Below are 20,017 nucleotides of genomic sequence, written 5' to 3'. Positions count from 1 at the left end.
GAGGTATGGGCCTCACGCACGGGGAACGCCCCCACCCGGAACTCGCCCACGGGGAGCTCGCGGACCGCGTCCTGGGCGGCTGGACCGGCCGGATCGCCGGCAACATGCTCGGAAAGCCCGTGGAGCAGGGTGACCACTGGACCCGGGACCGCATCGACGCCTATCTGCGACTGACCGACGCGCTCCCGCTCACCGACTACCTGCCGCCCCCGCCCCCCGGCGCCGCCGGTTTCGAGCTGCGCCCCGAGTGGGAGCGGTGCGTGCGCGGCGGGATCGAGGGCAGTTGCCGGGACGACGACATCGACTGGTCGATCCTGGGGCTGCACCTTCTGGAGACGTACGGCTCCGGCTTCACGACGGAGCAGGTGGGCCGGGAGTGGCTGCTGCGGCTGCCGTACCTCCAGACCTTCACCGCCGAGCGGGCCGCGTACCGGAACCTCGCCAACGGGCTGCGGCCGCCGCTGACCGCCACGTACGACAATCCGTACCAGGAGTGGATCGGTGCGCTGATCCGGGCCGACGTCCATGGCTGGACCAGTCCGGGGGATCCGCGCCGGGCCGCCTCGCTGGCGCGGCGGGACGCGGTCCTCTCGCACTCCGGGAACGGGGTGTACGGGGCGATGTGGGCGGCGGCGCTGATCGCGGCGGCCTTCACCGCGCCGGACGTCGGGTCCGCCCTGGAGTCGTCCCTGGAGCGGATCCCCGCGAGCTGCCGGCTGGCCCGGACCGTACGGGACACGATCGCGCTGTACGAGGCGGGGCTGGAGTGGCCGGACACCCTGACCACGCAGGCGGAGCGGACGGCGGGGCTCGGCTGGATCCACACCGTCCCCAACGCGGCCGTGCTCACCGCCGGACTCCTGTACGGGGACGGGGACTTCACCCGCACGATCACGCTGACCGTACGCGGGGGCCTGGACACGGACTCCAACGGGGCGACGGCCGGTTCGGTGGCGGGGGTGATGTGCGGGGCGGCGGCCATCCCGCCGCAGTGGTCGGAGCCGCTGCGGGACCGGGTGCGCAGTGCCGTCTTCGGTTTCGACGGGGTGGGCATCGGTGAACTGGCGGAGCGGACGGTGCGGTTGGCCGAGCAGCCGGGATGACGGTGGCACGGAAAGGGCCGACCGGAGAGACTCCGGCCGGCCCTTCCGGGCTCACTTCTCGCCCGTTCCCTCACATCCCTCGCCCCGCGGCGGCAGCGCCACGCGGGTGTCCTGGTCGAGCGGGAGCGGGACGACGAAGCGATAGCAGTCCCCCGGTGCGCTCGGGCGGTCCGGGTAGGTGACGGTGATCCGGATCTCGGTGTCCGAGATCACCCGGTGCCACCGGCCCGCGCCGGCGGCCCCTGCGATCTCCTCGGACCCCAGCGTGCCGTCGGCGGCCGCGTCCTGCAGCTTGAGCCGGGTCACCTCTGCCCCGGACGCCGTACCGAGGTCCTTCTTGGGCGGTTCCTCGGGACGGTCGAAGAACCCCGTCACCATGACGGACGCCAGCAGCAGGCCGACGACCACCAGGAACAGCGCGCCGAGGAAGGCCCAGACGCACCCGCCCGCGGGCAGGCGGGTGCGTCGGCCGGGATCTCCTGACACGTCAGGGGGTTCCGGCGTAACCGATGGCGCTCAACCGCTGCCGCATGACGTCAGCGTAACCAGTGGTACCGGCGCTCTTGGGGTGGAAGGACTCGCGGCTGATGCAGCTGCCGCCCATGGCTCCCCACAGGCAGGAGGCCGGGACGGCCGCCGGGTCACCCAGGTGGAAGTCGCCGTCGCCGTTGGGGCCGAGGACGAACTTGTTGATCCACTCGGGGTCGTCGCAGCCGCTGTGGCCGACGAACGCGCCGACCGGGTTGGCGTACTCGATCTTCATGCCGGTCGCACGCAGACCGTCGGCCATCGCCTTCTGCTGGTCGTCGGCGTAGTTGACGAGCTGCGCCAGGGCGTTGACCTCCGGCATGTCGTAGTACAGCGAACCGGCGCACTTCACCGTACGGCTGAGCAGCTCCGGGTAGCCCATGAGCATGATCTGCGCGTTCTGGGCCTTGCCCGAGATGTCGTCCACGACGTACCGGAGGTCCGCGATCATGCGGTCGACGATCGCCTTGTACTTCGGCAGGAAGCCGGAGTCCTTGCTGCAGTCGGAGAGGCTGCCGCACTCCTGCATGGCGGTGGCGAAGCCGCCCTCGTCGTTGCCGCCGAGGGTCAGCATGACCAGGGTCGTGTCGGCACTCAGCACACCCGAGTCGACCTGGCGAACCTCACCGAACTGGCCCTCGCCGTGGTTCTGCGGGCTGTTCCCGCTCGGCACGTAGGCGACGTTCTTCGTCATCGCGCCCGAGCAGGCGACGAAGCCCAGCTCGGCGGCCGAGCCCCGGGTGTCGGCGATGGCGCCGAGCGACTCGGTGGTGCCGGGCAGGACGAGCTTGCGTGCCCACGCGTTGGAGCTGCGCCGGCAGGCGTTCCACTCGCTGGTGCCGTGGTCCTTGTTGCTCTCCACGGAGTAGGAACCGGCGCCCTCACCGGAGGTGAAGGAGTCGCCCAGGACCGCGACGATGTGCTTCGGCTTGGCGGCCAGCGGCTGGAAGCCGACGGCGTCCCAGGCCACGTCCGCGTCGCCGGTGCCGTCGAGCGTGGTGCTGGCGAGCCGCACGCGCGGGGTGCCGGAGACCTTGTAGACGCCGAGCGAGACCCAGGTGTTGGCCTTGTACTCCTGGCCCAAGGTGCGGCTTCGGGTGAAGGAGCCGCTGCCGGTGTCGATCTCGTACTTGGCCTGCTGGGTGTGGGCGCCGTGGTCGGGGACGTGCACCATGACGCGGACCCACTGGTCCAGGGTGCGGCCCAGGGTCCAGGTGCCGGTGGTCTTCAGGCGTGCGCCGTCGGTGTCGGACGCCTTGCGGGTGTGGGTGAACCAGAAGTGGTCGCCGTAGCCGGCGCCGATCTGGTGCAGGTCGATCTTGCCGGGGTAGGTGCCGTTGGAGTCGGTGAAGGTGAAGCCGAAGCTTCCGGCGGAGTTGCTGACGCCGCAGGTGTGTCCCGTTTGCCCCATGGGTGTCACGCCGTTGGCGACGTCGTCCACGATGAAGGTGCCGGACGGCAGACCGGAGGAACACCGCGGCGGGTACGAGGAGTTCTCGTTCGGCTGTTCGGGATAGTCACTGTTGTTGAAGCGGTGGACGGGGTTGCCGCACTCGGCGGCCGCCTCGCAGTTCTTCCACGTGACCGCCTCGTGCCACCAGCACTTCAGGTAGAGCGGGTTGCTCTCGTCGGGGTCGCCGGGCAGGGTGCACGGGCCCATGCCGGTCTTGTTGGAGGCGCCGTCGACGATCTTGCTCTGGTCGCAGTCGTTGGACGCGGTGCAGAACAGCATGTTCGGGGGCTTCGCCCGGGTGCGGGCCGGGTTGTTGTTCCACCACGCGGCGCGGTAACCGGCCTGCATGTCACCCGGCTTGAACAGCGCCGAGATCGGGCGGGCCGCCCAGCCGATGACCTTCTCCTGGTACGGCCATTCCTGCGGGCGCGCGGCGTGCGAGTAGTCGTCTCCGCCGGAGGAGGACTCCAGGAACGGCAGACGGTTCTCCTTCCACAGCGGGTTGGCCGGGTTGTTGGTCCAGCCCACGCCCCACTTGCCGCCGTTGCTGCCGGCCGCGGACTGCGGGTGGAAGCCCGAGTTGTAGGCCCACAGGGCGAAGAACCAGTTCTCGATGTACTTCGGCTTGCCGCCGTTGACGGTCATGCCGGCGATCCGGGTCTCGTTCCACTTGGAGGCGAGGATCTGCGCGCCGTACGCGATGTTCGCCGAGTAGTCGAGCGCCGCGGCCTCCTTCTGCTTGAGCGACAGCTGGGTGTCGGACACTCGCATGCCGTCGGTGACCTGCGTGATGCCGTAACCGCAGTCGGCCTTGGCCCAGTTGACGGCCCAGGGGTCGGCCTGGTTGCCGCTCGCGGAGTACGCGATGCCGTAGTAGTTGCCGATGAGCGGGTTGCCCGACACACCCGGGACCACGGTCCGGGCGGCCTGCCACATGTTGGACTCCTGCGCGGTCACACCGAGCAGGATCTGCGCCGGGATGTGGTACTCGTCGGCGCGATCGACCACGCCGTTCGGGTCACCCTCCAGGACGGGCAGCGGGAAGAGCACCTGCGGGCTGTACGGGGACATCCCGGTGTTGTTCCAGTTGGCGGGGCGGTTCGCCCACATGTACAGGCCGTCGATCACGGCCTGGTCCACGGCCCACTCGGCCTGGCGGGGCGTCGGCTGCAGGGCCTGCTTCTTCACGTCACCGCGGGGCACGGCGCACATGCGCTCGGCCTCCACCGGGTCGTTGGGCGAAGCGGCCGCTGCGGCGAGGGCGGAGGTCGTCGCCGCGGAGGCCTTGGCCCCGGCCGCCGTCTTGGCGGACCCGGCCTTGGCGCCCGACGCGGTGGCGGAGGTCGCCGGGGCGACCCGCAGGGCGGGCGAGGTCTCGCCGCCGGCCGCGACCTGCTGCGGCGCCACGGGCTCGGCACCGGGCTCGGTCTCCAGGGTCACCTTCGCGCCGGTGTCGAGGACGCTCAGCCGGGTGCGCACGGAGCGGGGCTCGTCAGCCGTCTCCTGGGAGGCGAGCGGCGCGTCGGACCCGGGAGCCCAGGAGGTCCCCACGGCGGCGTCGCCGAGGGTGGACATGCGGTCGTCCTTGGCGAGTGTGCCGGGGTTCTTCACCGCCTCGGGCAGCGTGCCCTGGGTCGCGGCCTTTCCGGTGACGTACACCGTGCCGTCGGCGGCGGAGGACAGGTCCCAGCCGACGAGCGGGCCGCGCGCGAGGGTCGCCGGGGCGGCCTTGCCCTGACGGATCTGCCGGGCGTCGACGCGGCGGGCCACGCTCTCGTCGGCGGTCGCCGAAGTGGCCTGCGTGCCGGCGGACTTGGCCCCGGCGGACTTGGCACCGGACGCCTGAGGAAGGCGCTCGATGTAGGTGACGCCGCCGGAGCGGTCGGGGCGGAGCTGGAAGGGGATCGAGGCCGTGCGGGCGATCTCCGTCTCGCGTCCGTCGGTGCCGATGCGGACCAGGCGGGTGCCGTGGGCGGCGACGATGCCCTGGTCGGTGGGGACCGCGGAGGTGACCTGGCCGTCGAGGCGCAGCGGCGCGGAGCTCTTGCCGGTGGCGGTGTCGACGCTGATCAGGCGGGTGGCGTTCTGCTTCTCGCCGTCGTGGGTGAGCTGGGTGAGGACGGCCTTCTCGCCGGTGCCGCAGCCCGGGGAGAAGTAGGCGAGCGAGGCGGTGCTCGCCAGCTTGGTGACCTTGCCGGTGGTCAGGTCCACGACGGCCGTGAAGGCGCCGCGGGCCATCAGCTCGGGCTTGTTGGTGAAGGTGCGGGGCGCGTACGCCACCACGGCCCGCTTGCCGGAGCGGGTCAGACAGGCGTTGCCGATCCAGGCGTCGGCGTCGAAGCCGGGCTCGTAGAGGGTGGCGGCCGTCTTCCAGGCGTAGCCGTCCTTGGCGTCGGCGACCAGGACGTGGAAGCCCTGGGCGTCCCCGGACGTGGTCCACGCCCTGTCCTTGGACGTGCGGTACCCGGAGCCGATGGTCTTCGCGCGATCGGCGGCGGGAACCCGGTCGGGGGTCCCCGTGCCGCCGGGCTTCGTCTTCGTCTGCGCCGACCAGCCGGCGGCGGCGCCGGGCGGCGGTGTGTCGGCGGCCAGGGCGAGGCCGGGGAGGAGGCCCACGAGGAGCGCGGTGGTCGCGGCGGCCGTGGTGAAACGGGCCGCCGTCAGACGTGTGCGACCGCGTCCGGCGGAGCCGCCGGACATGGTCGATCCACTACGTCCTGACGGACGTATGCGAGGTTGCACGAGGTTCTGTCCTTTACACAAGGGGAGGATGGTGCGGGACACAGCCGGTGGTGCGTGAACCTCAGTGGTTGATGTCGACCACGATGCGGTTCGGGGCGGTGAGCTTGAAGATCCGGTACGAGGAGTGGTCGCCGAGGGCCAGTCCGATGTGGAACGCGCGCGCCTCGGGGTCGACGATGTCGGTCAGGCCCTGGCCCTTGAGGCTGGGGAAGCCGTACGTCTGGAAGTCCGGGCTGGTGTACACCGACGTCTGGTTGGCGAAGTCGTAGCGGGTCGCCGGGGAGAGATAGATCTTCAGGTACTGCGCACCCTGGATCGGGACGACGTGCTCGTTGGTCTCGTCGCCGCAGCAGGTCAGCGGGGTCGTCTGGACGCTCGTCGTCCAGGTGGGGATGGCGCCCTCGCCCAGGTCGATGACGAAGCGGTCGAACTCCGGGTGGGTGGCGGCGCGTACGCCGAGTACGCACATCCCCTGGCAGTCCGGTGCGACGGTGGCGGCGGCCGTCGCCGCGGAGCCGGTGGCCTGGGCCTGGGGTGCTGCCAGACACAGCACGCCCATCGCGAAGGCGGCGACGGACGCCCCGAGTCGGGCGGTTCTCTTGACGCGCATGGTGAGTTCTCTCCTGTTGCCGAACTTTTCGTCCACATAGGCCCGACATGCGCATGCCACACGCGGGCGGGTCGCACACTACTTCGATCATGGTCGGGACGGCAGGGAATTTACGGAAGGAATCAGGCCGGGAGAACGTCGACAGGTCAACGGCCGCAGCCCCGCGGGTACTCAGCCCTGCGGAGGCTCCGGCGGAACGATCCCGCCGGTGCGCTCGGCCTCGTCGCGGCTGACGGCTCGCGCCTCCGTGCGGTGTCCACGGGCGATGTAGTCACGGACGACCGCCTCGACGGCGTCCTGGGGGTTGCCGATGCCGGCCAGGACCATGACTTCCACGATGAGTTCGGCGTCGAGCGCGATGTTGACCTTGGCCATGCCCGGAACCTACACCGGGAGGCGCCCCGTCAGAAGAGGGTGGCGTCGCGCCCCGACTCGAAGGCGAGCAGCCGCTGTTTGCGGTCGAGGCCGCCCCCGTAACCGGTGAGGCCGCCGCCCGCTCCGACCACCCGGTGGCAGGGGACGATGACGCTGACCGGATTCTTGCCGTTGGCGAGGCCCACGGCACGGGAGGCACCTGGATTCCCGAGCAGCTCGGCGAGTTCGCCGTACGTACGGGTCTCCCCGTACGGGATGCGGCACAGCTCACCCCAGACCCGGAGCTGGAACTCGGTGCCGACGAGGTGCAAGGGGAGGTCGAACTCGGTGAGTTCGCCCGTGAAGTAGGCGTCGAGCTGGCGGATCGCCTCGCCGAAGGGGCGCGGGTCGGGCTCGCCGAAGGTCTCCTCGGGCGGACGATGACGCTGCCCCGTCATGTGGACGCGGCTGAGGACGCCGTCGACGGCGACGAGGGTCAGCGGCTCGTACGGGCTGTCCACGACGGTGTGCCGGACGGTGGGGGCCATGGCGGTTCAGTGTCCTTCGCTGGGCAGGTGGTTGATCGGGTGGTCGTCGGTCGCCCAGAGGTACTGGACGGCGTACGCGCGCCAGGGGCGCCAGTGCGCCACGCGGGCGGTGAGGGCGGCCGGGGTGCCGGGCAGGCCGAGTCCTTCGGCGGCGCGGCGGACGCCCAGGTCGCCGGGGAGGAAGGCGTCGGGGTCGCCGAGGGCCCGCATGGCGATGATCTCGGTGGTCCAGGGGCCGAACCCGGGCAGCGCGAGCAGCCGGGCGCGGGCCTCCTCGCGGTCGTCGGCGGGACCGAGGGTGAGGGAGCCGTCGGCAAGCGCCCCGACCAGGGTGAGGAGGGTGGTGCGCCGGCTGCGGGGCAGGGCGAGCGTCTCGGGGTCGAGGGCGGCGAGCGCCGCGGGGCTCGGGAAGAGGTGGGTGAGGCCGCCCTCGGGGTCGTCGACGGGGGTGCCGTGCGCGGTGACGAGCCGCGCGGCGTGGGTTCTGGCCGCGGCGGTGGAGACCTGCTGGCCGAGGACGGCCCGTACGGCGAACTCCGCGGGGTCGACGGTCCCGGGCACCCGGCGGCCCGGCGCCGCGTCGACGATCGGCGCGAGCAGCGGATCGGCGCGCAGCCGCTCGTCGACGGCGACGGGATCGGCGTCGAGGTCGAGGAGGCGGCGGCATCGGCTGATGGCGTGGGTGAGGTCGCGGGGGTCGGTGAGGGAGAGGCGGCAGGCGATGTGGTCGGCGCGGGGCGCGAGGGCGACGATGCCGTGCCCGTACGGGAGGCTCAGGGTCCGCCGGTAGGCGCCGTCGCGCCACTCCTCGACGCCGGGGACGGCGGTCGCGGCGAGGTGGCCGAAGAGGTTGGAGGGCTCCAGTGGGGTGCGGAACGGCAGCCTGAGGCTGATCACGCCCGGGGTGGGGGCCCGGTCGGTGGCCGGGCGGGCGGCGCGGGCGCGCAGCTCGCCGGGGGTGAGCGCGAAGACCTCGCGGACGGTGTCGTTGAAGGTGCGGATGGCGGAGAAGCCGGCCGCGAAGGCGATCTCGCCCAGGGGCATCGAGGTCGTCTCGATGAGGACCCGGGCGGTCTGGGCGCGCTGGGCGCGGGCCAGGGCCAGCGGGCCCGCGCCCAGCTCGGCGAGGAGCTGGCGTTCGATCTGGCGGGTGGACCAGCCGAGCCGCCGGGCGAGCCCGGGAACGCCCTCCCGGTCGACGACGCCGTCCTGGATGAGCCGCACGGCCCGGGCGACGGCGTCGGCACGGACGTTCCACTCCGGCGAACCGGGGCTGGTGTCGGGGCGACACCGCTTGCAGGCCCGGAATCCGGCGCGCTGGCATGAGGCGGCGCTGGCGTGGAACTCCATGTTCTCGGGCTTGGGCGGGACGACCGGGCAGCTGGGCCGGCAGTAGATCCGGGTGGTGCGGACGGCGGTGAAGAACACGCCGTCGAAACGGGCGTCCTTCGACTGGACGGCCCGGACGCAGCGCTCGGTGTCGGTGTGCATGAGTCCAGAATCGGGGACGGACGGCTCCCGGGCTGGCGAGAAAACGACATGGCCGTCGGACGGCCGTGGTCGTGGCCGGGCGCGCTCGGACCGTCCGGTGTGCTCAGACCGTGACGGTCCGGTAATGGGTGGTGACCCTGCCGTCCTCGCCGACGACGTGGAAGGCGAGCGCCGGCGGCTGGTCGAAGTGGACGTGCGGATGCGTCACCGGGCGCTCCCAGGGCAGCCGGATCGAGGAGACGACGCCCGGGGCGACGAGCAGCGGGCGCCCGGCGAAGGTCGTGGCCGCGGCGGTGTGGGCGTGGCCCGCGAGGAAGGCCGTGAGGTGGGGGTGCCGGTCGGCGAGCGCGGCGAGCCGCTCCTCGCCGAACTGTCGGATCTCGTCCACGTACGGGGTGTGCAGCGGGACGGGCGGGTGGTGGAAGCCGACGAGGACGGGCACCTCGCGCGGCGTGGCGGCGAGGACCCCGTCCAACCACTCGATCGTCTCGTCCTCCAGGAAGCCCTCGTCCTTGCCGGGGACGGAGGAGTCGCAGAGGGCGACCACGAAGCCCTCGCCCCGGAGCACCTGGTTGACGGGGGCGTACGGGCGCGTTCCGGTCGTCTCGGGGAGGAGGACCTTCCGGAGGGCGGCACGGTCGTCGTGGTTCCCCGGGCAGACGAGCAGCGGGTGACGGGAGGTCAGCAGCTCCCGCACGACGGCGTATTCGTCCGGGGTCGCGTGGTCGGCGATGTCCCCGGTGACGAGCACGGCCGCCAGGTCGTACGGCAGGTCCTCCAGGTAACGCATGACCGCGCGGGTGCGGTCGGCGCTGCGCTGCTCCAGGTCGACATGGATGTCGCTGACATGGGCGATGACGATCACGTGACTCGGTCCTCCGTACGGTCGGTGGGCGGGTGCCCGGCCGACCGTACGATGATCACGGTCCGTGCCGTAAGGGCCGCTTCGCGAGCGGTGGCCTGCTCCCGGCGCGTCCGCTACTCGAAGCGCGCGGTGTCCCCCGCCCCGCGGCGCAGGACCTCGGGCTCGCCGCTGGAGAAGTCGACGACCGTGGTGGGTTCGGTGCCGCAGTCGCCGGAGTCGAGGACGGCGTCCACCAGGTGGTCGAGCCGTTCCTTGATCTCCCAGCCCACGGTCAGCGGCTCGGCCTCGTCGGGCAGCAGCAGGGTGCTGGAGAGCAGCGGCTCGCCGAGTTCGGCGAGCAGGGCCTGGGTGACGACGTGGTCGGGGATGCGGACGCCGACCGTCTTCTTCTTGGGGTGGAGCATCGCGCGCGGTACCTCCTTCGTCGCCGGGAGGATGAAGGTGTACGCGCCGGGGGTGGCGGCCTTGACCGCACGGAAGACGTCGTTGTCGATGTGCACGAGCTGGCCCAGCTGGGCGAAGTTCTGGCACATGAGTGTGAAGTGATGCCGGTCGTCGAGGTCGCGGATCGCCCGGATGCGGCTGATGCCGTCCTTGCTTCCGAGTCGGCTGCCCAGCGCGTAGCAGGAATCGGTCGGGTACGCGACGAGCGCACCGTTCCGGATGCTGTCGGCCACCGTGCCGATGGTGCGCGGCTGGGGGTTGTCGGGGTGCACGTCGAAGTACTTCGCCATGGGGACAGTCTAATTTTCGCCGGCGGTGGCGCGCAGCCGACGCCAGACCGCCTTCGCCGCGTTGTGGCCGGACATGCCGTGTACGCCGGGGCCGGGAGGGGTGGCGGAGGAGCAGAGGAAGACCGCCGGGTGCGGTGTGGCGTAGGGGCGGAGCGAGAGGGTGGGGCGCAGCAGGAGCTGGAGGCCGCGGGCCGCGCCGCAGGCGATGTCGCCGCCGACGTAGTTGGCGTTGTGGGCGGCGAGTTCGGGCGGTCCGGCGGTGGCGCGGGCCAGGACGCGGTCGCGGAAGCCGGGGGCGAAGCGCTCGATCTGACGCTCGATCGCCTCGGTGAGGTCGCCGTTCCAGCCGTTGGGCACATGGCCGTACGCCCAGAAGACGTGCTTGCCCTCGGGGGCGCGGGAGGGGTCGACGAGGCTGGGCTGGGCGGTGATGAGGAAGGGCGCGTCGGGGGCGGTGCCGGAGGAGGCCTGGCGCAACGCGGTGTCGATCTCCCCCGCGGTGGGGCCGACCTGGACGGTTCCGGCGCGCCGCGCTTCCTGGGCGGTCCACGGCACGGGGCCGTCCAGGGCGTAGTCGACCTTGAAGGCGCTCGCGCCGTACCGGTAGTGGTCGTAGTGGCCGCCGAAGCCGGCGATCCGGGCGAGGGCCGTCGGTGAGGTGTCGAAGACGTAGGCGCGGGCCGGCGGCAGGTCGTCGAGGCGCTTGACCTCGAAGTCGGTGTGGACGGCGCCGCCGAGGTCCTCGAGGTACGCGGTGAGGGCGTCGGAGATGGACTGCGAGCCGCCCCGGGGCAGGGGCCAGCCGCCGGCGTGGGCGGCGAGCGCGAAGACCAGGCCGACGGCGCCGGTGGCGAAGCCGCCGAGCGGGGCCATGACATGGCCGACGAGCCCGGCGAAGAGCGCGCGGGCCTTCTCGTCCTGGAAGCGGCGCATCAGCCAGGTGGACGGCGGCAGTCCGGTGAGGCCGAAGCGGGCGAGGGTGACCGGGTCGCGGGGCAGCGCGGTGAGCGGCAGCTGCATGAAGTCCCGGGCGAGGGTGTCCCACTTGCCGGTGTAGGGGGCGACGAGTCTGCGGTACGCGCCCGCGTCGCGCGGCCCGAAGGAGGCGGCGGTCTCGGCGACGGAGCGGGAGAGGACGGCGGCGGTGCCGTCGTCCCAGGGGTGGGCCATGGGCAGTTCGGCGTGGAGCCACTCCAGTCCGTACCGCTTCAGCGGCATCGTCTTGAAGACCGGCGAACCGGCCCCGAGGGGATGCACGGCGGAGCAGGGGTCGTGGCGGAAGCCGGGGAGGGTCAGCTCCTGGGTCCTGGCGCCGCCGCCGACGGTCGGCTTGGCCTCGAAGACGGCCACGGAGAAGCCGCGGCGGGCCAGTTCGACGGCGGCCGTCAGTCCGTTGGGCCCCGCCCCCACGACGACGGCATCGAGCATCGACGTCTTCTTCGACACCTTCGGACTCCTTCGTCAGCCGATGGCCAAGGCCCCCAGGATAGGCGGGTGGTTGTGCCGCCCTCACTGGCCCCCGAGGAGGGTCCGGATCCGCTCCGCGGTCTCGGCGTCCCGGGCCGCGGTGAACGGCAGCGCGTTGCCCCCGGTGATCCGGTACGGCTCCCCCGCGAGGGTCGTGTGCGTGCCGCCCGCCTCGGTGACGAGGAGCAGCCCGGCCGCGTGGTCCCAGGCGTACTCCCAGCCGAAAGCGGTTCCGTCCAGCGTGCCGCGTGCCACGGCCAGGTACTCCAGCCCCGCGGAGCCGCACGGGCGGGGGGCGACGCCCTCGGTGACCAGGCCGAGCAGGGCGCGCTTCTGGTCCGGGGTGGTGTAGTCGGGGTGCGAGGTGGCGACCTCCAGGACCGCGCCGGGGGCGGGCGAACCGGCGTGCAGCGGCTGTCCGTTGAGCGTGGCACCCCTGCCGCGGACGGCCACGGCGAACTCGTCCAGGGCGGGTGCGAAGGTCCAGGAGGCGAGCAGCTCGCCGTGCTGGGCGAGCGCGACGAGGGTGCAGAAGGCGGGGTCGCCGTGGACGAACTGGCGGGTGCCGTCGACGGGGTCGACGATCCAGACGGGGGCGTCGCCGCGCAGGGCGTCGTAGACGGCGGGGTCGGCGTGGACCGCCTCCTCGCCGACGACCACGGATCCGGTGAGCAGGGCGGTCAGGGAGGCCGTGAGATGGGCCTCGGCGGCCCGGTCGGCGACGGTGACCAGGTCGTGCGGACCGTTCTTCTCGACGATGTCGTCGGCGGCGAGCTGCCGGAAGCGCGGCATGATCTCGGCGGCGGCCGCCTTGCGGACCGCCTCCTCCACCTCGGTCGTCCGGCCGCCGAGGACTTGGTCAAGGAACTCATCGCTCATGGGTCCAGCTAAGCACGGGGCGCTGACAAGCGGACCGGCGCATTTGTCACCCGCCGTTTCCCCCGGGAGTACCCTTTGGCCGAGTTCACCCCTTACACGCAGGGAGGGTTCCGTGCACGGCGCGTACCACGGTGAGTACAAGGTTCCCGGCGGGAAGCTGGTGGTCGTCGACCTCGACGCCGAGGACGGGGTCCTGCGGAACGTCCGGGTGGCGGGCGACTTCTTCCTGGAGCCGGACGAGGCGATCCTGGCGATCGACCGTGCCCTGGAGGGCGCGCCCGTCGACACGGACGCCGCCGGGCTCGCGGCGCGGATCGACGCGGCGCTGCCGGCGGGCACGCAGATGTTCGGGCTGACCACGGAGGGCATCGGGGTCGCGGTCCGCCGCGCCCTCGCCCATGCCACGGACTGGACCGACTACGACTGGCAGCTGATCCACGAGCCGCCGCAGTCCCCCGCCCTGCACATGGCGCTCGACGAGGTCATCACGGCCGAGGTGGCCGCCGGACACCGCCCGCCGACCCTGCGGGTCTGGGAGTGGGGCGCCCCCGCGGTGGTCATCGGCAGCTTCCAGTCCCTGCGCAACGAGGTCGACCCGGAGGCCGCCGAGCGGCACGGCATCCAGGTGGTGCGCCGGATCAGCGGGGGCGGGGCCATGTTCATCGAGCCCGGCAACACGATCACGTACTCGCTCTCCGTGCCCGACGCCCTCGTGCAGGGCCTGTCCTTCACCGACAGCTACGCCTACCTCGACGACTGGGTGCTCGGGGCGCTCGGCGACATGGGCATCCGGGCCTGGTACCAGCCCCTCAACGACATCGCCACGGACGCGGGCAAGATCGCGGGCGCGGCGCAGAAGCGGATGGTGGCGGGCGAGGGCGCGGTGCTGCACCACGTGACGATGGCGTACGACATCGACGCGGACAAGATGACGGAGGTGCTGCGGATCGGCCGCGAGAAGCTCTCCGACAAGGGCACGAAGAGCGCGAAGAAGCGGGTGGACCCGCTGCGGCGCCAGACCGGCCTGCCGCGCGAGGCGGTGATCGAGCGGATGATCGCCTCCTTCCGGGGCCGGTACGGCCTGTCGGAGGGCCACGTCACGGAGGACGAGCTGACACGGGCGAAGGAGCTCGCGGAGACGAAGTTCGGGACGACGGAGTGGACGGGGCGGGTGCCGTAGCCGCGGCGCGGGCCCAGGTCGCCGCCCGGGCCCCGCGCCCGGCGGGCGCGCCCGCTGCGTAGGGTGGCGGCATGCGTGTCGAGGGGCCGGCGAAGCCGGGGTTGCGGATGGAGTGCGCCGACGGGCGGCGGCTGGTGCTGATGCAGGGCGCCACCCCCGTGCTCTTCGCCCGGCAGCGGGCCACCCACTACGGCCTGCACTACGCGCGCACCGGCCGGTACGCCTCCCCGTTCGCCCCGCTGCGGGCCGAACGGGCGCGTGCGGTCGCGGAGTTCGCGCCACCGGGGTCGGCGGAGTGGTCGAAGCGCTGGGCAGCGCACGCGGAAGTGGAGCTGCGCGGGGCCGCCGAGGGGCCGCTCCACGCGGGCGAGTGGCTGCTGGTCCCGGACGTCCACCGGTGGTTCAACACCGTCAACTGGCCCAAACTCCTCACCCACGATCCGGACCGGGGGCATCTGACCTGGTTCGGATACGGCGATCCGGTGGAGGACGCGCGCGACCTGCTGCCGCTGCGGGCGCTGTCGGCCCCGGAGGCGCCGCGGGTGAAGGCGTACCGCCGGCAGTACCGGGAGGGTGTCCTGCCGCCGGTGTTCGCCTGGTGGATCAGCGGACTCAACTCCCCCGTGGTGCTGGACGGTCACGACCGCCTGACGGCGGTGCTCGCGGAGGGCGGGCGGCCGGAGGTGCTGATCCTTTCGCGGGCGTCCGCGGACAACCCGTGGGTGGCGCCCCTCTCCGCCCGTGCCGTGGTGGAGTACGAGAAGCGGGTCGCCGCTCTGGACGGGCCGCTCGCCGCGTCGCGGATCGCGCACCAGAGCCGCCGCCTCGCGGCCGAGTTGACGTCGATCACCAGCGGGTACGACCTCACCCGGGCCTGGCCCTTCCCCGGCGGTGCCCCCGCCTGGGACGCGGCAGCGGCGACGCACGTCCCCGGCTGGGCCCCGGACGCCGACCGCTGACTCACCAGGTCGCCATGCCGCCTGGGCACCTGGGCACCTGGGCACCTGGGCACGGCATCGGTCACGGCGTTGGTCACGGCATCGGTCACCGGTCCGGCCCCGCGGACAGGTGACCGTATCCGGCCCGCGTCGTTGAGCCCGTGCGGGCCGGAACGGCGTGCGGTGGACGTGCGGAAACGTCTCCGCACACCGACGGCCCCGGGAACACGGCGTCGACGGTACGGAGATCAGGTGGCACGGGCGAAGAGGTTGCTGGCGGCGGTCGCGGGCGCGGTGCTCACGGTGAGCCCCCTCGGGATCGCGCCGCCCGCGCAGGCGGTGGTCGGCGGACAGGAGGCACGGCCCCACCAGTACCCCTTCATGGCGGGACTCGTGGACGTCCTCGAACGGCGGGTGATGTGCGGTGGGGCGCTGATCGGCGACCGGTACGTGCTCACCGCCGCGCACTGCCTGACGGGCTCGTACAGCGATCCCACGCGGGTGGGCGTACTTCTCGGCGACCACGACCTGACGACCGGGTCCGACAGTCCCCACGCGGTCCTGGCCTCGCCGGCACGCTTCGTCCCCCACCCGGACTACGACCCCGGCACCCAGCGGAACGACATCGCCCTGGTCGAGCTCGCCGAACCGCTCGCCCTCAACCGCGACGTGCGTCCGATCGGGCTGCCCGTGACGCCCGCCCCCGGCAGCGTCGACGGCACCCAGGTCGAGGTGCCGGGCTGGGGCACCACCTCGTTCGGCGGCCGCACGTCGGACGTGCTGCGGACCGTGGCCCTCTCCACCATGAGCAACTCGGCCTGCGCGAGTCGAGGCATGGCGCAGGTCGCCCCCACCCAGATCTGCACGTACGCCCCCGGGCGTGACACCTGCCAGTACGACTCCGGCGGCCCCCTGGTCCGGGTGATCCGGGGGCGGCCGTACGTCGTCGGCCTGGTGTCCTACGGCAAGGAGTGCGCCACCGACACTCCCGCCGTGAACACCCGCGTGCGCTCCTATCTCAGCTGGATCGAGCGGACGATCGGCCGGCCGCCCCGCGCCTCATGAGGACGGTGTAGAGGAGCAGCGAGGCGGCGAGGCCGACGGCCCAGCCGTAGTCGGACAGGGGTTTCAGGAACGGGATCAGACCGTCCTCGGGGAAGGGGCCGGTACCCGGGGCCGAGTGGGAGCCGCCGACGGCGAGGACGCCGCCGACCAGGAAGGCGAGCACGGCAGCCGGGTTCCAGCCGCTCCGGTACCAGTAGGGTCCGTCGGCCCGGTAGAGCCCCTCCAGGTCGAGGACGGTCCGGCGGACGAGCCAGTAGTCGGCGATGAGGATGCCGGCGACCGTACCGAGGAGCCCGCCGACCAGGCCGAGCCAGGTGAAGATGTACAGCTCGGGGGTGGCGGTGAGCTTCCACGGCATGATGAGGACGCCGACGACGCCGGTGATCAGCGCGCCCGTACGGAAGTCGATGAGCTTCGGGGCGAGATTGGCGAGGTCGTACGCCGGGGAGACCACGTTCGCCGCGATGTTCACCGACAGGGTGGCGACCAGCACCGTCACCAGGGCGAACAGCAACCCGAAGACGTTGTCGGTCTTCGCGGCGAGCGCCACCGGGTCCCAGACGGGCGCCCCGTACACGGCCTGCGAGCCGGAGGTGACGAGCACCGAGAGCAGCGCGAACAGGGTCATGGTGGTGGGGAGTCCGAGGGTCTGACCGAGGACCTGGGAGCGCTGGCCGGCGCCGAAGCGGGTGAAGTCGGGGATGTTGAGGCTGAGCGTCGCCCAGAAGGCGATCATGCCCATGAGGGCGGGGAAGAAGACGGACCAGAAGTCGGCGCCCCAGCCGAGCTTCGACGGCTGGTCGAGCAGCGGCCCGAGGCCGCCCGCCTTGGCGGCGACCCACCAGAGGAGGACGAGCGCGCCGACGATGACGAAGGGCGCGGCCCAGTTCTCGAAGCGACGCAGGGCCTCCATCCCCCGGTAGATGATGGCGAGTTCGAGAGCCCAGAAGAGGACGAAGCAGAGCCAGAGCGTCCAGGGCTGGCCGCCGATCGTCGACGCGTCCGCCCAGCCGCCGCCGAAGACCTTGTCGAGCAGGACGAAGACGCCCTGGCCACCGATCCAGGTCTGGATGCCGAACCAGGCGCAGGCGACCCCGGCCCGGATGAGGGCGGGCAGGTTCGCCCCGCGCAGCCCGAAGGAGGCGCGGGCGAGGACGGGGAAGGGGATGCCGTACTTGGGTCCGGCGTGTCCGGTGAGCAGCATCGGCAGCAGGACGACGACGTTGGCGAGGGCGATGGTGAGGACGGCCTGCTTCCAGTCCATGCCGAGGGCGACGAGACCGGAGGCGAGCATCCAGGAGGGGATGTTGTGGGCCATGCCGACCCAGAGGGCGGCGAAGTTGTAGGTGGTCCAGCGGCGTTGGGCGACGGGGACGGGGAGCAGGTCGTCGTTGACGAAGCGGGGATCGGCGGGCCGTGCGGCGCCGGGGGCGAGTTCGACGCGGTCGCCGGCCGCGGCGGGTGCGGAGCGGCCGGCGGGGCCGGCGGGTTCGGTCGGGCTTCCCGGGGGGACGGTTGCGGTCATACGGAGGAACCCTTCGTTCGGCGGGGAGGACGGAACGAGGTGTCGCCCGAGGAGGGCGAGGGGTGCCATGCCGGATCGATTCCGTGGCGGTCCGTCAAGAACTACTTGAGGCCAAGGAGTTGGGGCCCGATTCTTCCACTCGCCGTGCGACGCGGGTAGACCCGCGCATCACGTCGGCGTGCGCGAGGCGCCTACGACCGCCCCCGTACGTGCAGATGGCCGTCCAGCGGGAAGGCGGGCGGCGCCGAGGGCAGAAGCCTGTCGAACGCGTAGCCGCACTTCTCCGCCACGCGACAGGAAGCCTGGTTGTCGACCTGGTGGAGGAGTTCGAGGCGTTCGAGGCCGTCGGTCCCGAAGGTGTCGAACGCCCAGCCGGTCAGCGTTTCCAGGGCTCGGGGGGCCACACCCCGCCCCCGGGCCGTTGCCGCCGTCCAGTAGCCGACCTCGGCGGACTGCTTGCCGGAAGCGACCTCCTTGAGCGCGACGCCGCCCGCGAGGCGCGGCGGCTCCCCGTCGAGGGGTGCCTCGAAGACGGCGAAGCCGAACCGGACGCCCGCCGCCCAGCCCTCCTCCTGGACCCGCACCCACGCCAGTCCGTCGCCCTCGCTCTCCATCGGCGAAGGCGCCCGACGGCGCAGTTCGGGATCCCGGTGCGACTCGACCAACTCCGCGACGTCTTCCACCGACCAGGGGCGGAGGAGGAGAGCGGGAGCGGTCGGGGTCGCGGCCGACGTGAGCAGGACGGTGGCGTTCATCGGTTGATCGTAGATCCCGCCCGAACGCGGCGGCCGGCCCGGCAACAAGATCGTCATAGGCCCGAACGGTGACGGCGACTTCCAGGCCGGAGACCCTGCCTCCCAGGCTTGCACATGGGAGTGGCTCGGCGGAGACTGCCTCAGCCGTGAGTCCTTCCATCCGAAGGGTTCGGGTACGACGGGCTACGCCCAGGTGATGGGTACCCGCCTGAACGAGATCGGATACAAAGGTATCTGACATGACGCAAGAACCGGGCCCGCGTACCTGGTCAGCCCCTCTGATGAGCAGGCTGAACGGGTGCGCGGGCGTGGTCCTCGGTGCGGCCGTACTGGCCTTCGTGGCCGTCGCCCTGCTGATGGCCTTTGCCGTGCCGGCGTTCTTCGACCGACCCGATCCAGTCCCGGAGGAGGTGGTCGGCAAGCAAGTAGGACTGACCCGGTACCGCCTCGGCCAAGCGCTGGAGGACGGCACGCTGACCGACCTGGAGATCGGCCAGGCAGCGGCGGGCGGAGAATGGCGTGCGGAGCGGGACCACACACCGCCGCGCATCGTGGTGAAGTATCCGATGCCGGGTGAAGAAAAGTCCTCCCAGTGCCATGCGTTCACGTTTCCGGACGGGCTGAAGGCAGGAGCGCTTGTCACGAGCCGGAAGCTGAACGGCTGTCCCCTCTGAGTGGTGGGGGCCCGGTGGGCCGGCGCGACGTCGTGCCGGCCGGGCGGAGGTTCGGTGGCCCGCGTCAGGCGTTGATCGCGGGGATGATGTCGGAGCCGTAGGCGTCGATGGTGCCCTCGCGGTTGTCGTGCATGTCGTAGACGGCGAACTGGTCGACGCCGAGGTCCCTGAGGTGCCGCAGCTTCTCGATGTGCGCCTCGGCGGGGCCCAGGAGGCAGAAGCGGTCGACGATCTCGTCGGGGACGAAGGTGGTGTCGGGGTTGTCGGCGCGGCCGTGGTGGGAGTAGTCGTAGCCCTGCCGGTCCTTGATGTAGGCCGTCAGCTCCTCCGGGACCATCGAGGAGTGCTCGCCGTACTTGGACACCAGGTCGGCGACGTGGTTGCCGACCATGCCGCCGAACCAGCGGCACTGGTCCCGGGCGTGGGCCAGGGCCTCCGGTGAGTCGTCGGTCGTGACGTACGCGGGGGCGGCGACGCAGATCGTGAGGGCGTCGGGGTCGCGGCCGGCCTCCCGGGCCGCCTCCCGGACGGCTTTGACCATCCACTCGGTGAGGAACGGGTCGGCGAGCTGGAGGATGAAGCCGTCGGCCTTCTGTCCGGCGAGGGCGAGCGCCTTGGGGCCGTAGGCCGCCATCCAGACGGGGAGCTTCCCGTTCTTGATCCACGGGATGCGGATCGCGTTGCCGTCGACCTCGGCCTCCCGGCCCTCCGCCAAGTCGCGGATGACGTCGATGGCCTCCCCGAGCCGGGCGAGGGTGTTGGGCTTGCGGCCCGCGACCCGCATGGCGGAGTCGCCGCGGCCGATGCCGCAGACGGTCCGGTTGCCGTACATGTCGTTGAGGGTGGCGAAGGTGGAGGCCGTTACCTCCCACGTACGCGTCCCGGGGTTGGTGACCATGGGGCCGACGTGGAGTTTCGTGGTGTTGGCGAGGATCTGGCTGTAGATGACGAAGGGTTCCTGCCAGAGCACGGCGGAGTCGAAGGTCCAGCCGTAGCGGAAGCCGTTCCGCTCCGCCCGGCGCATCAGGCCGACGACCTGCGAGGCGGGCGGGTCGGTCTGCAGGACAAGTCCGAAGTCCACGCGGGACCTCCTGGTTCGTTCGGTG

At 72.1% G+C, this 20,017-nt stretch carries 18 protein-coding genes; 5 read left to right on the top strand and 13 right to left on the bottom strand.

The window, feature by feature from the left end; all coding sequences use genetic code 11:
* The first annotated feature begins 5 nt into the window (after positions 1–5).
* Positions 6–1,103, top strand: coding sequence for an ADP-ribosylglycohydrolase family protein (locus OG514_RS25235; RefSeq protein ID WP_266898519.1), 1,098 nt, complete (start codon positions 6–8; stop codon positions 1,101–1,103).
* 51 nt (positions 1,104–1,154) lie between these two features.
* On the opposite strand, the gene OG514_RS25230 is transcribed toward OG514_RS25235, so the two are convergent.
* The 10 genes from OG514_RS25230 to OG514_RS25185 all read right to left on the bottom strand — a co-directional run bounded on the left by OG514_RS25230 (position 1,155) and on the right by OG514_RS25185 (position 12,774).
* Complete coding sequence (locus OG514_RS25230) at positions 1,155–1,589, bottom strand: hypothetical protein (RefSeq protein WP_266898517.1); 435 nt, start codon at positions 1,587–1,589, stop codon at positions 1,155–1,157.
* A 1-nt stretch (position 1,590) separates the two neighbouring features.
* Positions 1,591–5,784, bottom strand: coding sequence for an SGNH/GDSL hydrolase family protein (locus tag OG514_RS25225; RefSeq protein WP_266898515.1), 4,194 nt, complete (start codon positions 5,782–5,784; stop codon positions 1,591–1,593).
* A gap of 103 nt (positions 5,785–5,887) precedes the next feature.
* Positions 5,888–6,436, bottom strand: a complete 549-nt coding sequence (locus OG514_RS25220) for a hypothetical protein (protein WP_266898513.1) — start codon at positions 6,434–6,436, stop codon at positions 5,888–5,890.
* A gap of 171 nt (positions 6,437–6,607) precedes the next feature.
* Positions 6,608–6,811, bottom strand: coding sequence for a type II toxin-antitoxin system VapB family antitoxin (locus OG514_RS25215; protein WP_266898511.1), 204 nt, complete (start codon positions 6,809–6,811; stop codon positions 6,608–6,610).
* Positions 6,812–6,840: 29 nt separating this feature from the next.
* Entirely contained in the window at positions 6,841–7,338 is a 498-nt protein-coding gene (locus tag OG514_RS25210; protein WP_266898509.1) for a methylated-DNA--[protein]-cysteine S-methyltransferase, read from the bottom strand.
* Positions 7,339–7,344: 6 nt separating this feature from the next.
* Positions 7,345–8,829 (bottom strand): AlkA N-terminal domain-containing protein, encoded by a 1,485-nt coding sequence (locus OG514_RS25205; protein WP_266898507.1) that lies wholly within the window; start codon positions 8,827–8,829, stop codon positions 7,345–7,347.
* 103 nt (positions 8,830–8,932) lie between these two features.
* The gene (locus OG514_RS25200) at positions 8,933–9,694 is read right to left on the bottom strand and encodes a metallophosphoesterase (RefSeq protein ID WP_266898505.1); all 762 of its coding nucleotides are present in this window, start codon (positions 9,692–9,694) and stop codon (positions 8,933–8,935) included.
* Positions 9,695–9,807: 113 nt separating this feature from the next.
* On the bottom strand, positions 9,808–10,428 hold the full coding sequence (locus OG514_RS25195) for an L-threonylcarbamoyladenylate synthase (RefSeq protein WP_266898503.1): 621 nt from the start codon (positions 10,426–10,428) through the stop codon (positions 9,808–9,810).
* Between the two features lie 9 nt (positions 10,429–10,437).
* Positions 10,438–11,856: an NAD(P)/FAD-dependent oxidoreductase gene (locus OG514_RS25190; RefSeq protein ID WP_266900955.1), complete on the bottom strand. Its 1,419-nt coding sequence runs from the start codon at positions 11,854–11,856 to the stop codon at positions 10,438–10,440.
* Between the two features lie 81 nt (positions 11,857–11,937).
* Positions 11,938–12,774 (bottom strand): inositol monophosphatase family protein, encoded by an 837-nt coding sequence (locus OG514_RS25185; RefSeq protein WP_266898501.1) that lies wholly within the window; start codon positions 12,772–12,774, stop codon positions 11,938–11,940.
* 112 nt (positions 12,775–12,886) lie between these two features.
* On the opposite strand from OG514_RS25185, the gene OG514_RS25180 reads away from it, so the two are divergent.
* The 3 genes from OG514_RS25180 (at position 12,887) to OG514_RS25170 (ending at position 15,957) form a co-directional block, all read left to right on the top strand.
* A complete protein-coding gene (locus tag OG514_RS25180) occupies positions 12,887–13,954 on the top strand; it encodes a biotin/lipoate A/B protein ligase family protein (RefSeq protein WP_266898499.1) in 1,068 nt (355 codons plus the stop codon).
* Positions 13,955–14,025: 71 nt separating this feature from the next.
* Complete coding sequence (locus OG514_RS25175) at positions 14,026–14,913, top strand: hypothetical protein (protein ID WP_266898497.1); 888 nt, start codon at positions 14,026–14,028, stop codon at positions 14,911–14,913.
* A 231-nt stretch (positions 14,914–15,144) separates the two neighbouring features.
* Positions 15,145–15,957 (top strand): serine protease, encoded by an 813-nt coding sequence (locus tag OG514_RS25170; protein WP_266898495.1) that lies wholly within the window; start codon positions 15,145–15,147, stop codon positions 15,955–15,957.
* Here the strand turns inward: OG514_RS25170 and OG514_RS25165 are convergent.
* On the bottom strand, positions 15,911–17,482 hold the full coding sequence (locus OG514_RS25165; RefSeq protein WP_266898493.1) for an NCS1 family nucleobase:cation symporter-1: 1,572 nt from the start codon (positions 17,480–17,482) through the stop codon (positions 15,911–15,913). The genes OG514_RS25170 and OG514_RS25165 overlap by 47 nt on opposite strands.
* 191 nt (positions 17,483–17,673) lie before the next feature.
* Positions 17,674–18,237 carry a GNAT family N-acetyltransferase gene (locus OG514_RS25160; RefSeq protein ID WP_266898491.1) on the bottom strand — a complete coding sequence of 188 codons (564 nt, stop codon included), beginning with the start codon at positions 18,235–18,237 and terminating at the stop codon, positions 17,674–17,676.
* A 239-nt stretch (positions 18,238–18,476) separates the two neighbouring features.
* Here OG514_RS25160 and OG514_RS25155 point away from each other — a divergent pair, with 239 nt between their 5' ends.
* Positions 18,477–18,911 carry a hypothetical protein gene (locus tag OG514_RS25155; protein WP_266898489.1) on the top strand — a complete coding sequence of 145 codons (435 nt, stop codon included), beginning with the start codon at positions 18,477–18,479 and terminating at the stop codon, positions 18,909–18,911.
* A 64-nt stretch (positions 18,912–18,975) separates the two neighbouring features.
* On the opposite strand, the gene OG514_RS25150 is transcribed toward OG514_RS25155, so the two are convergent.
* The gene (locus tag OG514_RS25150; protein ID WP_266898487.1) at positions 18,976–19,992 is read right to left on the bottom strand and encodes a TIGR03842 family LLM class F420-dependent oxidoreductase; all 1,017 of its coding nucleotides are present in this window, start codon (positions 19,990–19,992) and stop codon (positions 18,976–18,978) included.
* Positions 19,993–20,017: the final 25 nt, after the last annotated feature.

Origin of the sequence: Streptomyces sp. NBC_00572, from assembly GCF_026341815.1 — a bacterium.
GTDB lineage: Bacteria > Actinomycetota > Actinomycetes > Streptomycetales > Streptomycetaceae > Streptomyces.
This window is presented reverse-complemented; position numbering and strand designations above follow the sequence as displayed.

What these genes read in the sequence shown, in the direction of transcription:
- OG514_RS25185 (WP_266898501.1), bottom strand. Translation starts at nt 12,774, where the DNA reads ATGAGCGATGAGTTCCTTGACCAAGTCCTCGGCGGCCGGACGACCGAG.
- OG514_RS25210 (WP_266898509.1), bottom strand. Translation starts at nt 7,338, where the DNA reads ATGGCCCCCACCGTCCGGCACACCGTCGTGGACAGCCCGTACGAGCCG.
- OG514_RS25175 (WP_266898497.1), top strand. Translation starts at nt 14,026, where the DNA reads ATGCGTGTCGAGGGGCCGGCGAAGCCGGGGTTGCGGATGGAGTGCGCC.
- OG514_RS25155 (WP_266898489.1), top strand. Translation starts at nt 18,477, where the DNA reads ATGACGCAAGAACCGGGCCCGCGTACCTGGTCAGCCCCTCTGATGAGC.
- OG514_RS25165 (WP_266898493.1), bottom strand. Translation starts at nt 17,482, where the DNA reads ATGACCGCAACCGTCCCCCCGGGAAGCCCGACCGAACCCGCCGGCCCC.
- OG514_RS25225 (WP_266898515.1), bottom strand. Translation starts at nt 5,784, where the DNA reads ATGTCCGGCGGCTCCGCCGGACGCGGTCGCACACGTCTGACGGCGGCC.
- OG514_RS25220 (WP_266898513.1), bottom strand. Translation starts at nt 6,436, where the DNA reads ATGCGCGTCAAGAGAACCGCCCGACTCGGGGCGTCCGTCGCCGCCTTC.
- OG514_RS25215 (WP_266898511.1), bottom strand. Translation starts at nt 6,811, where the DNA reads ATGGCCAAGGTCAACATCGCGCTCGACGCCGAACTCATCGTGGAAGTC.
- OG514_RS25195 (WP_266898503.1), bottom strand. Translation starts at nt 10,428, where the DNA reads ATGGCGAAGTACTTCGACGTGCACCCCGACAACCCCCAGCCGCGCACC.
- OG514_RS25205 (WP_266898507.1), bottom strand. Translation starts at nt 8,829, where the DNA reads ATGCACACCGACACCGAGCGCTGCGTCCGGGCCGTCCAGTCGAAGGAC.
- OG514_RS25160 (WP_266898491.1), bottom strand. Translation starts at nt 18,237, where the DNA reads ATGAACGCCACCGTCCTGCTCACGTCGGCCGCGACCCCGACCGCTCCC.
- OG514_RS25235 (WP_266898519.1), top strand. Translation starts at nt 6, where the DNA reads ATGGGCCTCACGCACGGGGAACGCCCCCACCCGGAACTCGCCCACGGG.
- OG514_RS25190 (WP_266900955.1), bottom strand. Translation starts at nt 11,856, where the DNA reads ATGCTCGATGCCGTCGTCGTGGGGGCGGGGCCCAACGGACTGACGGCC.